At 69.2% G+C, this 14,561-nt stretch carries 13 protein-coding genes; 8 read left to right on the top strand and 5 right to left on the bottom strand.

Annotated features, from left to right (window positions below):
* Window positions 1–19 precede the first annotated feature (19 nt).
* Entirely contained in the window at window positions 20–3,511 is a 3,492-nt protein-coding gene (locus tag DBO33_RS36910) for an AAA family ATPase (protein WP_107659164.1), read from the bottom strand.
* A gap of 88 nt (window positions 3,512–3,599) precedes the next feature.
* Complete coding sequence (locus DBO33_RS36915) at window positions 3,600–4,778, bottom strand: exonuclease SbcCD subunit D (RefSeq protein WP_107659165.1); 1,179 nt, start codon at window positions 4,776–4,778, stop codon at window positions 3,600–3,602.
* 393 nt (window positions 4,779–5,171) lie between these two features.
* Here DBO33_RS36915 and DBO33_RS36920 point away from each other — a divergent pair, with 393 nt between their 5' ends.
* Window positions 5,172–6,329 carry a DNA recombination protein RmuC gene (locus DBO33_RS36920; RefSeq protein WP_107659166.1) on the top strand — a complete coding sequence of 386 codons (1,158 nt, stop codon included), beginning with the start codon at window positions 5,172–5,174 and terminating at the stop codon, window positions 6,327–6,329.
* Window positions 6,330–6,386: 57 nt separating this feature from the next.
* Window positions 6,387–7,265 (top strand): DUF6542 domain-containing protein, encoded by an 879-nt coding sequence (locus DBO33_RS36925; protein WP_199856868.1) that lies wholly within the window; start codon window positions 6,387–6,389, stop codon window positions 7,263–7,265.
* Between the two features lie 14 nt (window positions 7,266–7,279).
* Here the strand turns inward: DBO33_RS36925 and DBO33_RS36930 are convergent, their stop codons facing one another.
* Together DBO33_RS36930 and DBO33_RS36935 are read right to left on the bottom strand one after the other, a co-directional pair.
* Window positions 7,280–8,224, bottom strand: a complete 945-nt coding sequence (locus DBO33_RS36930) for an aminoglycoside phosphotransferase family protein (protein ID WP_107659167.1) — start codon at window positions 8,222–8,224, stop codon at window positions 7,280–7,282.
* Window positions 8,225–9,281: 1,057 nt separating this feature from the next.
* Window positions 9,282–10,292: a 4-hydroxy-3-methylbut-2-enyl diphosphate reductase gene (locus DBO33_RS36935; RefSeq protein WP_107659168.1), complete on the bottom strand. Its 1,011-nt coding sequence runs from the start codon at window positions 10,290–10,292 to the stop codon at window positions 9,282–9,284.
* A 163-nt stretch (window positions 10,293–10,455) separates the two neighbouring features.
* Here DBO33_RS36935 and DBO33_RS36940 point away from each other — a divergent pair, with 163 nt between their 5' ends.
* The 6 genes from DBO33_RS36940 (at window position 10,456) to DBO33_RS36965 (ending at window position 14,209) form a co-directional block, all read left to right on the top strand.
* The gene (locus DBO33_RS36940) at window positions 10,456–11,133 is read left to right on the top strand and encodes a lipid droplet-associated protein (protein WP_107659169.1); all 678 of its coding nucleotides are present in this window, start codon (window positions 10,456–10,458) and stop codon (window positions 11,131–11,133) included.
* 76 nt (window positions 11,134–11,209) lie between these two features.
* Window positions 11,210–12,550, top strand: coding sequence for an exodeoxyribonuclease VII large subunit (gene xseA / locus DBO33_RS36945; protein ID WP_107659170.1), 1,341 nt, complete (start codon window positions 11,210–11,212; stop codon window positions 12,548–12,550).
* 2 nt (window positions 12,551–12,552) lie between these two features.
* On the top strand, window positions 12,553–12,801 hold the full coding sequence (locus tag DBO33_RS36950) for an exodeoxyribonuclease VII small subunit (RefSeq protein WP_107659171.1): 249 nt from the start codon (window positions 12,553–12,555) through the stop codon (window positions 12,799–12,801).
* Window positions 12,798–13,142 carry a VOC family protein gene (locus tag DBO33_RS36955; RefSeq protein WP_107659172.1) on the top strand — a complete coding sequence of 115 codons (345 nt, stop codon included), beginning with the start codon at window positions 12,798–12,800 and terminating at the stop codon, window positions 13,140–13,142. Before DBO33_RS36950 ends, DBO33_RS36955 begins: the two co-directional genes overlap by 4 nt.
* Window positions 13,143–13,458: 316 nt before the next feature.
* The gene (locus DBO33_RS36960) at window positions 13,459–13,821 is read left to right on the top strand and encodes a hypothetical protein (RefSeq protein ID WP_159080703.1); all 363 of its coding nucleotides are present in this window, start codon (window positions 13,459–13,461) and stop codon (window positions 13,819–13,821) included.
* Between the two features lie 22 nt (window positions 13,822–13,843).
* The gene (locus DBO33_RS36965; protein WP_107659174.1) at window positions 13,844–14,209 is read left to right on the top strand and encodes a hypothetical protein; all 366 of its coding nucleotides are present in this window, start codon (window positions 13,844–13,846) and stop codon (window positions 14,207–14,209) included.
* A gap of 77 nt (window positions 14,210–14,286) precedes the next feature.
* Here DBO33_RS36965 and DBO33_RS43275 read toward each other — a convergent pair whose 3' ends face one another.
* A complete protein-coding gene (locus tag DBO33_RS43275; RefSeq protein ID WP_159080704.1) occupies window positions 14,287–14,508 on the bottom strand; it encodes a hypothetical protein in 222 nt (73 codons plus the stop codon).
* Window positions 14,509–14,561 lie beyond the last annotated feature (53 nt).

Genomic DNA, 14,561 nt, shown 5'->3' on the forward strand with positions numbered 1-14,561 from the left:
CGCGCTTTCGAGAGCGCGGTCAGGCGACGGTTGCCTCGAGCCGGGAACCATTGCGGCCGCGGCGCACGTGCAGGCGGCTGGGGATGCGCTGGCGCATCTCGTCGACGTGGCTGACCACACCGACCACGCGGCCGCCCGCGCGGAGTTCGTCGAGCACGCCCATCACCGCGTCCAGGGTGTCGGCGTCGAGTCCGCCGAAACCCTCGTCGATGAAGAGGGTGTCCAGCACCAGGCCGCCGGATTCGGCGGCGACGGTGTCGGCCAGGCCGAGCGCCAAAGACAGTGACGCCATGAAGGTTTCGCCGCCGGAGAGGGTTTTGGCGGGGCGGATGGCGCCGGTGTAGTCGTCCCGGATGTCCAGGCCGAGACCGCCGCGGCGGCCGCGCGGGCCCGCCTTGTCGGTGTGCACGAATTCGTAACGGCCACCGGACATTCGGCGCAGGCGCAGCGAACCGGCCTGCGCCACTTCTTCGAGTCGGGCGGCGAGAACGTAAGAGCGCAGCGACATCCGGCGACTGTTCTCGCCGCGACCGGCCACCACTTCAGCGAGTCCGGCCAGCTCGTCGTGTGTGCGCTGTAGCGGCGCGATCCGGTCCACCGCCGCCCACAGCTGGCCGCCGAGATCTTCGAGCAGGGCGACCCGCCTGCTCGCCTCGGCGTGCCCGGCGACGGCGGCGTTCAACTGGGCCTGCGCGGCGGCGACGGCGGCTTCGAGCTCGGTCAGGTCGCCGGGTTCGATTGATGCGGCCGCTCGGATTTCCGGTTCCGCGAGAACGGCTTCCGCGTGCGCGCGGGCCCGGTCGGCAGCGGTCAGTTCCGCTTCGATGCCGGACTGCCGTTGCGGAGTCCGGCTGGCCGCGTTGACCACTCGCGCGTACGCGGTAAGTCGCGCTACCTCGTCTCGTGGTGCGGTGAACGATTCACCTCGCGCAACGTGGGCACTCCGTGCACCGTCGCGGGCGGCGGCAACGCTCGCGTCTGCGACGTCGGCAGCAGCAGCGTCTGCGGTTACCGCCCCGGCTATGTTGTCCCCGGCGCCGTCGGCCCCACCAACACCGCCCCCAGCAGCGTCGGCGGCTACCGCACCGTCCCCAGCAACGCCAGACCCAGCACCGTTGGCTCCAGCAGCGCCGGCCCTAGCAACACCGCCCCCTGCAGCGGCTGCGGCGTCGGTCCCGGCAACTCCGGCCCCAGCAGCGCTTGGCTTGGCCGCAATCTCTTGCTCGGGTACGAAACCGGCTGCACGGGCTAGGTTTTCGACGCGGTCGGCGATTACGGCGACCTGCTCGCAGGCTGCGGCGGCGTCGGCGCGTGCGTCACGCAGGGTGGTGGCGTCGGCGACGAGGGCGGTGAGGCGGGCGTAGCGGCGGTCGATGGTTTCGTCCGCGCCCGCGGCGGCGCGGAGGCGGTCGTTGAGTTCGGTGAGACGGGTTGTCACGGTGACGACATTCGCGGCGACGGTGCTGCGGCGCGAATCGGATTCGCGGAGTTCGTCGTGCAGGCGGGATTCGTCGGTGCGCAGGCGGGCGAGTTCCGCGGTCAGGCCGTCGGCGAGGGCAGCCAGCTCGGCGGTGTCCTCGTAGCGGTCGGTGGCCGCGCGCAGAGCGGCAGCGAGTTCCACGCGGTCGACGTCGCCGCCACGGGCAGTGAGCGCCTCGGTCTCCCGCTCCAGGGCGGTGATCCGGGCGAATACTCGGTCCCGGGCGTCCTCGGCGGCACGTTCGGCCGCGACCGCGGCCTCCTCGGCCTCCTTGGCGACGGCGCCCGCAGTAGGGCGAGCGGGCGCGGGGTGATCGGCGGAACCACACACCGTGCAGGGCAGGCCGTCGGTCAGCCCGGCCGCCAATTCGGCGGCCATGCCTGCCAGCCTGCGTTCGCGCAAGTCGAGGACGCGCTCTTTGGCGTCGTTGTGTGCGGCCCGGGCCGACTCGAACTCGACCCGTGCGTGGTCCAGACTTGTTCGGCGAGAAGCGAGTTCCACCGCAGCGGCGGCGGCCGTCTGGAGACGCTCACATTCGGCGGTCAGGGTGGGCAGCGTGGCGGCCGCGGTGGTTGCCTCGCGCAGGCGCGCCTCGAGGGTGGCGAGGGAGCTGGGGAGCTGCTCACGAAGCCTGGTCAGTTTGGTCACCTGGGTGTTGAGAGCCGCGTCTTCGTCACGCAGCCCCGCCAGCTCCCTGGTGAGCCGATTTGCCGTCGTCGCGTCGGCACGCACTTCGTCCAGTGCGCCGATCTGCCCGCTCCACCGGCGAATCGCGCCATCGATGTCGGCGGCGTCCCTGATGACGGCCGGACCGTGGGCGATCGCAGACTCTACCTCCCCTACCCGATCCGTTCCGGCGCCATGGTGTTTCACGCGGGCTGGCCGATCGCCGTCCACACTCGCCGCCGGCTCGCGCGCCCCGGCGACGTCGCCGTCGGCATTCGTGTACTCGACCAGTTCCGTGCCACCCAGATCGGCGGCACCGGGCTCGAGCAGTCGTGCGGCCAATTGCCTACTGGCGCTGAGTGCCTCAGCTTTCCGCCGGCGCATCAGCATGACGGCGTCGCGGGCCTCGTCGATAGCCGCGGCGACCGGCTCGGCACGCCGGGCCAGTTCGAGTTCGGCTTGCAGGGCGGCGCGCTGATCCGCCGCAGCGGCGTAGTCGTCGAGTTGCTTACGGGCGGTGGACATTCGGCGCCGGAGCTCGTGCAGGCGGCGCTGCTCCTCGGCCAGTCCCCGCACCCGCGCCGACTCCTGCTGGCAGCGTTCGGCTGCCGCGGCCGCGGTGGTCAGGTCGGTGCGCGCCGTGGCGAGCAGGTCCTGCGACCAGCCGACCGCCTCCAGCGGGCCGAGCGTCTCGGCCGCACTCGTGCCACCCGCCACGCCGAGCTGTGCGATCAACCGGTCGATACCTTGCTTGCGGGCATCCAGGTCGGCGGCGGAGGCACGGCGCTTATCCGCGAGCCACTGTTCGGCGCTGCCGAATCGTTCGGTGTCGAAGAGCTTTTCGAGGAGCTTCTCGCGATCTTCGTTGTCCGCCCGCAGGAATCGCGCGAAATCACCCTGCGGCAGTAGCACCACCTGAAAGAACTGGTCGGCGCTCATGCCGAGCAGCCGGATGATCTCATCGCCGATATCCGGTATCCGGGAAAGGTTTTCGCCGCGCCCGTCCAACCAGGCCAGCGTCGCTTTGGCAGGGTCGGTGCGCATGCCGGTGCCGCGCAGCTTCGGGCGTTCGAACTCGGGGATACGGGTCAGGCGTACTCGCCGGCCGCCGAGGGTGGCCTCCAGGATCACCTGCGGCGGTGTCTGATCCGGTGCATGGTCGGAGTGCAGGCGTTTGCTCTCGCCGCGGGCACCGGGGACCCGGCCGTAGAGCGCGAAGGCGATCGCGTCGAGCACGGTGGTCTTTCCCGCACCGGTCTGTCCGTGCAGCAGGAAGAGCCCGTCGGCGCCGAGCGCGTCGAAGTCGACGACCGTGGTCTCGGCGAACGGGCCGAACGCGGTCATCTCCAGCCGGTGCAGCCTCATCCGGCGGCACCACCGCGGTCGGCCGTCGTGCTGCGGCGACCCGTGCGCGGACCGCTCGGTAGCGCGGGGCGAGCGGCAAGCCGCGCCCTCACGCCGAGAGTTCCGCTGCCGAGTCGGCGGCCGTCAGCGCCCGATCGGGTTCCGCCACGGCGGCCGCGAGCGCCCGCTCCAGCCAGGCCATTTCGCCGGCGCTGGGCTCGCCGCGGACGTCGGTGAGGAAGCTCTGCGCTACTTCGGTGTCGCGGCGGCCGTGCACCCGCTCACGGTAGCGCAATTCCGGGTTGCCTTCGGGGCGCACCCACTCGACGTGTACCGCGTGCGGGAAGCGTTCGCGCAGCTTGCGCATCGCGTCGACCGGGCGGGTCGAGTCGGTGAGCACCGCGGAGACGTAGTGCTCCTCGGCCGCCGCGTGGTCCGTATCGGTGAGCAACTCGTCGAGCGTTCCGGTGAGTTTGCTCAGGCCGCGGACCAGGGGCAGGTCGCGCCGTTCGACCGAGTGCAACCCGGCGGCGTCGAGCTCGACGATCCACACCGCCTTGCGATGTGAGCTTTCCGCGAACGAATACGGCAGCGGGGAGCCGCAATAGCGCACGGACTCCGACAGCGTCTGCGGAGAATGCAGGTGGCCGAGCGCGACATAGTCGATGCCGTCGAAGGCGGACATGGGCACGGTCTCCACGCCGCCGACCGAGATGGAGCGCTCCGAACCGGTCGCCTCGCCACCGACGACGAAGGCGTGGGCGAGCACCACCGTGCGCGTGCTGTCCCGCTGCGCGATATCCGCACGGATCCGGCGCATGGCGGCGTCGAGGATCTCCGCGTGCGAACGCGCCTGCGGCACATCGAGTTCCGCACGGGTGATGTCGGGCTCCAGGTACGGAATGCCGTAGAACGCCACGGGACCGTGCTCGTCCTCGAGCAGTACCGGGCGGTCGGCATCGGCGACCGTGGTGCGCAGATACAGCCCGCCCGCCGCCGCGAAGCTCGCGCCCGCGCCGAGCCGCGCGGGCGAATCATGGTTGCCCGAGGTGGCGACGATCCGGGCGCCCGCCGCACGGATGGCCTCGAATCCGCGGTTGCACACCGCGATCGCGTCGGCACTCGGGATGGAGCGGTCGTACACGTCGCCGGGCAGCACCACCACCTCGACCGACTCCTCGGCCACCAGCTCCGCGATCGTGGCCAGTGAACGTGCCTGGTCGGCAAGCAGATCGACCCCGTGGAACGTGCGCCCGATGTGCCAGTCCGAGGTGTGCAGCATCCGCATCCGCGAAACCGTAGGCCACCGCACCGACACAATTCAATTGCCGTGGCCGCCGTGTCGGATTGCCGCCCTTTTCTCCGGCGTGTCAGCGGTGATTCGTCCGGCACTTCGATGGCTGTTCTGCGGCGCACGCACACCTGCTGGCACCGATTCGTGCCGCGAGGTTGTCCCGCTCAGAGTTCCACCGCGAGCAAGGTTTTCGGTGCAGCTCCCTGCGGCGGCGTGCCTCGGGCGACCCACGACCAGCGGCCGCGAAGCGAGGTAGGTCACGAATTCGATTGCCCCGTCATGACCGAGCGCGCCGTATGTACGGCTTGACCACCTCGTTTGCCGACACGGCGCTGGGTAATTGCCAACCGGCGGTACTTGTCGGTGGCGTGCGGCACTATCGGCGTTATGACCGCACCGATGCTTGTCGCACTGATGCTGGTATTCGCCGCTGGAGTCGGACTCGGCTGGCTCGGCCATGCCGCGCGCGCCGGGCATCGGGCCACCGCGGCGGAGGCAAGACTGGCCGCGGCCACCGACAACGAGCGGCTGCTGCGGCAGTCGCTCACCGCGGCGAACGAGGATGCGGCGCGCAGGCATTCGCACGCGATCGGCGCCATGGTCGACCCGCTGCGCGAGGCGGTCGGCGCGCTGAACCAGCACATCCAGCAGGTCGAGCATCATCGGATCAACGCGTATTCGGGTCTGCGCGAGCAGGTGGCGGGCATGCAGCGCACCTCGCTGCAACTGACCAGCCAGACCAGCCAGCTGGTCGCCGCGCTGCGGGCGCCGCAGGTGCGCGGGCGATGGGGCGAGATCCAATTGGAGCGCGTGGTCGAACTCGCCGGCATGACCAGGCACGTCGACTTCGACACCCAGGTGACGCGCGCGGCCCGCGGCAACGGCGCGGGCGACCGGACCGGCAACGTACGGCCCGACCTGGTGGTGAACCTGGCGGGCGGCAGGCACATCGTGGTCGACGCCAAGGTCCCGTTCAGTGCCTATCTCGACGCCAGCACGGTCGACGATCCGGATATGCGGGCCGAGCATCTCACCAGGCATGCGAAACACCTACGCGGGCATATCGACCAGCTGGCCGACAAGGCGTATTGGGCGGCATTCGATCCGGCACCGGAGTTCGTCGTGCTGTTCGTGCCCGGCGATCCGTTCCTGGATGCCGCGCTGACCACCGACTCCGGCTTGCTGGAGTACGCGTTCGGCCGGAACGTGATCCTCGCGACGCCGACCACTTTGATCGCCTTGCTGCGCACGGTCGCGTTCAGCTGGCGGCAAGAAGCACTGTCCCGGGATATGGCAACCGTTCAGCAATTAGGCAAGGAGTTGTATGCCCGGCTCGGCATGACCGGCCGCCATCTGGATCGGCTCGGCGCGCAACTCGGTAAGGCCGTGGACGCTTTCAACTACACCGTGGCATCGGTGGAATCGCGGGTCATGGTCACCGCACGCAAACTGCACGACCTGGAAATTGCGGAAGAGGAGGTGCCGGCAATCCAGCGGGTGGATTCCTGGCCACGCGCGGTGGGCTTCGCCGACGCCGCTGATTAGCCGGGTAACCGCCGTGCCATAACGCCCTCCGGCGCGGCGCCGGTTAGTGTTCACAATGTGGCTGCTTCCCAACGTGTGCGAACCCGGGTGCCCGCGCCGCAACGCTCGATACTGCCGACCGTTCCGGGTCTCCCGGTGGGTGCGGCGGTCCTGATCGCGGTTGCCTGCACGTTTCTGGGTTTCTTGATCGATGCGAACGGCGACAGTACCGATCTGACCGGTACCTTCGCCGCGCTGTACATCGTCGGTTGTCTGGCAGCCGTGCTGACGGTCCGCTATCGCGGCCTGTTCACCACCATGGTGCTGCCGCCGTTGCTGTTGTTCATCGCCGTCCCGCTCGCCTACAAGCAGCTGACCGGCGTCGCGATGAGTTCGATCACCGAAATCCTGCTGAAGCTGGCGGTCCCGCTGGTGGAGCGGTTCCCCACCATGTTCCTCGCCACCGCCCTGGTGCTGCTGATCGGTGGGGCGCGCATCATGATGCAGCGCCGTGGCGAGCCCGGCGAGCGCGCGGCGGAATCGCGGCGCGGCGAAAGCTGGGGCCGGACCGCCACCAAGCGCCCGCGCTCCGGCCGAACCGGCGCCGCAGGCCTGGCCGAGTCGGCCCGCCGCCGCACCCGCCGCCCCAAGGACGAAGCAGACGACCTCGAGCACGACCTCGAGGAGAAGGCCCCGCGGCCGTCCCGCCGGCCCGCACCCTCCGTTGCCGACGCACCGCCGCGGGTCGCCGCGCCTGCCCGGCCTCGCGAGGGGCGCCCCGCCCCGCGCACCGGCGCCCGGCCCGCCGCGGCGCCACCACGCACGGACAACGAACCGCCGCGCGGCAATCCGCCGCGCCGCCGGGGCGACCTGCCGCCGCCGCACCCCCAGCCCAACGTGCGCTACCGCGAACGGGATTCGAGCCGCACCGACCGACGCAGGCCCGAGAACCTATAGCCGCGGTCGTTCAGTTAGTTCAGTCCGCCTGCGAACGGCATCGACCGCCAGTACTCGATGGACGGTGTCAAAGCCTCGGAGAGTATGGGCAGCTGCGGCACCACCGCGAGACAGGCCAGCGTTCTGGCCATGCCTACGGCGTTGATGAAACGCATCAGGCGTTCGTCCAGTGGGCGCAGGCCTCGGCGCTCCGCCGCGGCGTTGTACGCGGCCTCGCATTCGGGGCCCAGAAACGCCAGATCCCATTCGACCGGGCCGAGCGTGGTCAGCTCGAAGTCGGCATACAGCGGTCCACCCGGGGTGTGCACGACATTGACCGCGGGAGCGTCCCCGTGGATCGGCTGGAGATCGATACCGGGGAACTCCGCCTCGAACGCCGCACGCGACCGGATGACGGGCTCCAGGATCTCCCATTCCCGCTGCGCACGATCGAGATCCGCGGCATCGATGAGGTCGGGACTCTGCGCGAGGGCGGCCAGGCTCTCCGTGACCACCGCCGGTTCGGCCGAGGACAGGAACGGCAGCTCGCCCGGGTAAGCGCGCAGCGCGGCGTGCAGGTCCGCGATCAGACCGCAGTTGTGCGCGTAGTCGGGCTCGACGCTCGCGTCCACCTCGACGAACTGCCAGAACGTCATCGAGAAACCGTTGCGCCGCACGGGTTCCCGCGGCACGAGCGGGCTCGGCGGAATCACCGGGACGCCCTGCTCCGCCAGCCACGCCACCACCTCGAGCTCCGAACGCTGGCGTGTCGTTTGCGGGTCGAGGTCGGGCGAGAGCAGGACGGTGGGCACCCGGACCACCACGGGTGACGGGGCGAGGTGCACGACCACGGAGAACGCATCGTGCAACACCTTCGGGTCGGTCACCGTCAGCCCGAGGTCACGGCCCGCCTCGACCGCCGCGGCAACCGCCCGGGTGGTGCGGGCGGCAAGCTGGTCGGATGTCATGGCTGCTGGCATGCCGCGATGGTGTCAGGCCGGGCAGCCCTGGCGCGACATATTTATCGCGCCGCGCACCGGAACCGGCTTCGGACGCTGATCCGACACAACGCGCCGGGCATAGTCGGCCATACGGCTAGGCGCAGGGCGATCAAATCGGCATCGAGCGGGTCTCCGGCCACCACGTCCCCCTCGCGAGCACCACCAGCAGCCAACGGGACACCACGGCGGCAACCACCGAGAGACGCCGCCACCACGTCCCGTTCGTGCGTAGCGTCGGTGGCGGCGGGGACATAACGGCCGCCGCCAGGCCCTTACGGCGATCGCAGCGGACACTGCGGCGGGTCGGGCCGCCCCACGCCCCACCCTCAAACACCATCCACACCGACGGGACACCACAGCGGCAATCACCGAGTCGAACCCGCCGCCATGTCCCCCTCGCGAACGCCACCAACGGCCAACGGGACACCACGGCGTCAACCACCGAGTGACGCAGCCGCCACGTCCCGTTCGTGCGTAGCGTCGGTGGCGGCGGGGACATGACGGCGGGTGTCAGGCCATTACGGCGATCAGAGCGGACCCATGGCAGCAACGAGCGGGTCGGGCCGCCACCACGCCTCATCCGCAAACGCCATCCGCACCATCGGCACACCACAGCGGCAATCACCGAGTCGAACCCGCCGCCGTGTCCCCCTCGCGAACGCCATCAACGGCCAACGGGACACCACGGCGGCGATAACCGAGTGACGCAGCCTCCATGTCCCGTTCGTGCGTAGCGTCGGTGGCGGCGGGGACATGGCGGCGGGCGTCAGGTCTTTACGGCGATCAAGCGGACACCATGGCGGCATCGAGCGGGTCGGGCCGCCACCACGTCCCATCCGCGAACGCCATCCACACCCAGCTCGACGCCGAATGGTTCGGCGCAGCTCGACGCCGAATGGTTCGGCGCAGCTCGACGCCGGATGGTTCACGGCAGCTCAACGGCGCGTCCTTCGCCGCAGCTCAAGGCCGCATGCTTCGCCGCAGCTCAGCGGCGGGTGGTCGTGCGAGTGACCAGCACCAGATGGTTCGGCGGGGATCAGCGCCGGGTAGTGCGCAGCTCGCGGGGCAGCGAGAAGACCAAGGTTTCGTTCGCCGTGGTCACCGGCTGAACATCGGCGTAGCCGTGCTCCTCGAGCATGTCCAGCACACCGCGGACCAGGATCTCCGGCACCGAAGCGCCCGAGGTGATGCCGACGGTGCGGACGTCGGTGAGCCAGGCGGGGTCCACCTCGCGGGCGTAGTCGACGAGGTAGGAGGCTTTGGCACCAGCATTGAGCGCGACCTCGACCAGGCGCACCGAGTTCGAGGAGTTGCGCGAGCCGACGACGATCACCAGATCGCATTCCGGCGCCATCGCCTTCACCGCGACCTGACGGTTCTGGGTGGCGTAGCAGATGTCGTCGCTGGGCGGATCCTGCAGCGCGGGGAAGCGCTCGCGCAGCCGCTGCACCGTCTCCATCGTCTCATCGACGCTCAGCGTGGTCTGTGAGAGCCAAATCACCTTCGACTCGTCGCGCACAGTGACCTTGTCCACCGAGGCGGGGCCGTCCACCAGCTGCACGTGCTCGGGCGCCTCGCCCGCCGTGCCCTCGACTTCCTCGTGGCCTTCGTGGCCGATCAGCAGGATGTCGTAGTCGTCGCGGGCGAACCGCTTGGCCTCCTGATGCACCTTCGTCACCAGCGGGCAGGTCGCGTCGATGGTGTGCAGGTTGCGGGCGGCGGCCGAGCTGTGCACCGCGGGTGAGACACCGTGTGCGGAGAACACCACCACCGAGCCCTCGGGCACCTCGTCGGTCTCGTCGACGAAGATGACGCCCTGCTCACGCAGCGTTTCCACGACGTGGCGGTTGTGCACGATCTCCTTGCGCACGTAGATCGGCGCACCATGCTTCTCGAGCGTCTTCTCGACGGTCTCCACCGCTCGGTCCACGCCGGCGCAGTACCCCCGCGGCTCGGCGAGCAGCACCCGCTTGCCGCCGACGGGATCGACGGTTCCGGCACCCGCGGAGCGGGTGATTCCGACGTTCAAGGGTATGGCCGAGGACATGCCGACAGCTTACGTGCGCCGACCGACTATCCGCCGTCCGGGCAGTGCGCCGAAGTCGCTACCGTGCGGCGAGGCGTGGTCCGTGCGCGCCGGGACATGAGCCAGAATCACTCTCGTGAGCCCCGACCTTTGCATAGCACACCATTTCGGGCAGGCTAGGACCATGTTTCGACCACCGTTCCTGGCCCGGGTAGCCGCCGGGGCCGCCGTTTACGCCGTTGAGGAAACTCGTCGGCTACCCACGGCCGCAATGAATTTACCGATCACCGCCATCAGCCAGCTGCTGCAGACGACGATGCACGTCCAGCAGTTCGTAACGAGCCTCGCGCTCAAGGGCGACGCGGTCTTCGATCGACTGGCCAATGCTCCGGAGGAACAGCCGGAGTGGGCCACCTTCGACGAGGACCTCGACCCGGAGCCGACCCACAGCGGCAGCACGACGCGCACCAGCCGCTTCGACCTGTACGCCGCCGACGACCCCGAGCCGGCCACCTACACGGCTCGCGAGACACTGCCCGCCGAAGCCGCCGCCCGTGCCGCCGAGGGCAACGGCCACAGCACCTCGGTGCCGAGTGCCGACGAGCCGGAAACCGCTGAGCCGGTGTCGGAAACCAAACTCGAGATCGTCCCCGCGGCCGACCCCGCGCCGGAGATCAGCGTGCCCGAAGTAGCCACCCGCTACGACTATGGCGGCATGACCCTGGCTCAGCTGCGCGCCCGCCTGCGCATGCTGACCGTCGAAGACCTCACCGCGCTGCTGGATTACGAGCAGCAGACCCGCAACCGGGCGCCGTTCGTGACCATGCTGACGAATCGGATCGCCACCGTGCAGGCGCAGTGACCGAAACCATGCGCGTGCGCCTCCTCGGGGTGCCCAGCCTCGGCTGCCACGCACACCTTCGTCGACGGTTGGCCGGGTGACCCCCGGTCAACCGGAGCGCACCGGCCAACCGCCTGCATCGGCCCCCGCCGCGCCCGCGAGTTCCGCCGCGCCCGCCAACTCCGCCGAGCAGCCGTACCCGGTGCGCTCCGTCGCGATCAAGGTCGCGCAGTGGATCGATCGGCTCGGCAGCATCTGGGTCGAGGGCCAGATCACCCAGATCAACTTGCGACCGGGCGCCCGCACCGCGTTCCTGGTGCTGCGTGACCCGTCCGCGGACATGTCGCTGTCGGTGACTTGCGACCCGGACCTCATCCGCAAGTCCCCGATCCCGCTGCAGGAAGGCAGCCGGGTCGTGGTCTACGGCAAGCTCTCGTTCTTCACCGGCCGCGGCACACTGTCGTTGCGCGTCATCGAGATTCGCCCGGTCGGCATCGGTGAGCTGCTCGCCCGCATCGAGCGGCTGAAGGCCCTGCTCGCCGCCGAAGGTCTCTTCGACGTGCGGCTCAAGCGGCCGCTGCCGTTCCTGCCCAAGACCGTCGGACTGATCACCGGCCGGGCCAGCGCCGCCGAACGTGACGTCCTGACGGTGGCCAGAAATCGCTGGCCCGCAGTGCGTTTCGAGATTCGCAATACCGCCGTGCAGGGGCCGACCGCGGTGCCGCAGATGCTCGAGGCCCTCGCTCAACTCGACCGCGACCCGTCCGTCGAGGTGATCGTGCTGGCCCGCGGCGGCGGCAGCGTGGAGGACCTGCTGGCCTTCTCCGACGAGGCGCTGTGCCGCGCCATCGTCGCCGCGACCACCCCCATCGTGAGCGCGATCGGCCACGAGCCGGACAACCCGCTCAGCGATCTCGTCGCCGACCTGCGCGCCGCCACGCCCACCGACGCCGCCAAGCGTGTGGTGCCCGACGCCGCCGCGGAATTGGCCGGTGTGCGCGATATGCGCGCCCGCTCCGCCGCCGCGCTGCGCGGCTGGGTCGACCGCGAGACCCGCGCGCTGACCCAACTGCGTTCGCGCCCCGTGCTCGCCGATCCGCTGCGCGAAATCGACCGGCGCCGTGAGGAAATCGAGCGCCTGCGCGCGTCGACCCGTCGCTGCGCCGAGCAGTTCATTCGTACCGAGGCCACCGCGACCCGCCACCTGCGCGAGAAGCTGACCGCGGTGGGCCCGGCCGCCACCCTGGCCCGTGGCTACGCTGTCGTGCAGCGCGTCGCGGGCCCGGAACGGCACGTGGTGCGCACGATCGAGGACTCACCCGCGGGCAGCCAGCTGCGCATCAGGGTCGCCGACGGCGCCGTCACCGCGGCCGCGCTGGGCACCCAGGCACTAGGCCCCCGCACCCAGGACAAGACGGACGACACGAGGAGGAGCTGACCTTGGCCGAGCCCGGCAAGGATGCCGAGACCGAATTGGCTGAGATCGCCACCTTCGGCTACGAGCGTGCCCGCGACGAACTGGTCAATGTCGTGAAGATGCTCGAACAAGGCGGCCTCGACCTCGACGAGTCGCTCGCCCTGTGGGAACGCGGCGAAGCGCTGGCCAACCGCTGCGAGGAACACCTGGCCGGCGCCAGAAAGCGGGTGGAGGACGCGCTGTCCCGCACCGACCTGGAGGGCCAGAGTTGACGATCCGCCGGGCGACGCCGGACATCCACACCACCGACATCGAAGCCAGCCGCGACTTCTACCGGCTGCTCGGCTTCGAAGAGGCGATGGACCTCGGCTGGGTCGTCACCATGGCCTCCCCCGCCAACCCCACCGCCCAGGTGCTACTCATCGGCCCCGGCGCCGAGAAGCTGCAGCCCAACATGAGCGTCGAGGTCGAAGACGTGGACGCCGTGCACGCGGCCATGACCGCCGCCGGCGCCGACATCGTCTATCCGCTCACCGACGAACAGTGGGGCGTACGCCGCTTCTTCGTCCGCGACCCCAACGGCACCATCGTCAACGTGGTCAACCACCGCTAGGGAACATACGCGGTCAGTGACCTTTGGCACTGGACTGCCGCCGCGACGGTTCAGTAGCAAGCAGCCTTCCCCGCCTGGGCGCCGACGACGAAATCTGTGCCGCGAGAAGATGACTCGATATGTGATAGAGCCCATAGTAGAACTCTTCGGTGGGATGGAACCGTTTCCCCTGGCTCGCCGTCCAACACTATTGACGGACAAAGACTTTCGGACTCCGCCCCGCAAGGGAGCCAGATCCGACGGCCGTCGTCGCATTTAGTGAGACCCTCGTCAGCGAGATAGCTGCGGAGGGCTAAAAGCATGGGGGCGGGACATTATGAGGAACACACGACGCGTATCGGCGATTGCCTTCATGCTGGCTGGGCCGTTCATTGTCGGTATCGCAGGCTCGTCGGTCGCAGCGGCCACACCGAGCTACCCGCTGCCGGTAGCGGCCACTACGCTGTTTCAGCCTGTCGCGGAGGGGTTTTCGCCGGTCCAGCGTGCGCCGAAGAAGATCACGATCACAGTGCGCTGTGACCAGGTCAAGAACGGAACGCCGGCCAATGGGCATTCCACCCAACAGGTCGAAGGGACAGGCCGGGCCTTCAATCGGGCCGATGCCCAGAAACTTGCGGAGAAGGATGTCGATAGCAAAATGCCGGCCGGATATCACAAACGGCACTGCCATGTCATCTGACGAGAGGAAGTGATCAGCAACAGTGAGCAGCTATCTGGTTGTCCAGCTGTACTGCACGCCAATGGAGGCGAATGCTATCCGTGCGGCTGTGGCGAGCGAGATCGCGAGGTTTCCGGAGTTCGCCGGTACGCACATCGAGTTCGAGCAGAAAGCTGAGGCCGACTACGAGATGCATCTGCAGTGGGCTGCCGATCACCCAGGGCAGGAGCCCTCGGACCGGGCATATTTCCTCCTCCGGGCGGAATCTCCGGCCGGTATCTCAGAGCCTGTACTGCGGGAAGCAGAGTCCACGGTCACCGATTGGATTGATTCGACCTACAACGCAGATTCCGACAAGGTCGCTGAGGTTCAATGGGGCAGCTACGCCGGAACCAAGCTCCTGAACTGAGTGAATCCACTCGCTGAAGGGCCGTCACCGTTTGTGCGGTGGCGGCCCTTTCACCGGGGCACCATCGTCAACCACCGCTAGGGAAACGTGCAGGCTGGGCCGCCGCCGGAGCTGTCGACCCATCCGGCGCGCAACATCCGCAGTAGTCGGCACAGGTAGTCGCCGGCCGAACCGGGGGCGGCGGAACCGCTGTCGGCGACGAGCGTCGGGGGCGAGTGATCGGGCGGGGTGGCGGCGGTCGCCGTCGCCGGTGCCAGCAGCATGGTGGCGACCGCGAGGCCTGCAATGGTTTTCTTCATAGCTCTGTCCGAGTTCGTCCGAATCCCCGCCCAGCAAGCAGTATTCGACGACT

It is taken from the genome of Nocardia suismassiliense, assembly GCF_900269665.1.
GTDB classification, from domain to species: domain Bacteria; phylum Actinomycetota; class Actinomycetes; order Mycobacteriales; family Mycobacteriaceae; genus Nocardia; species Nocardia suismassiliense.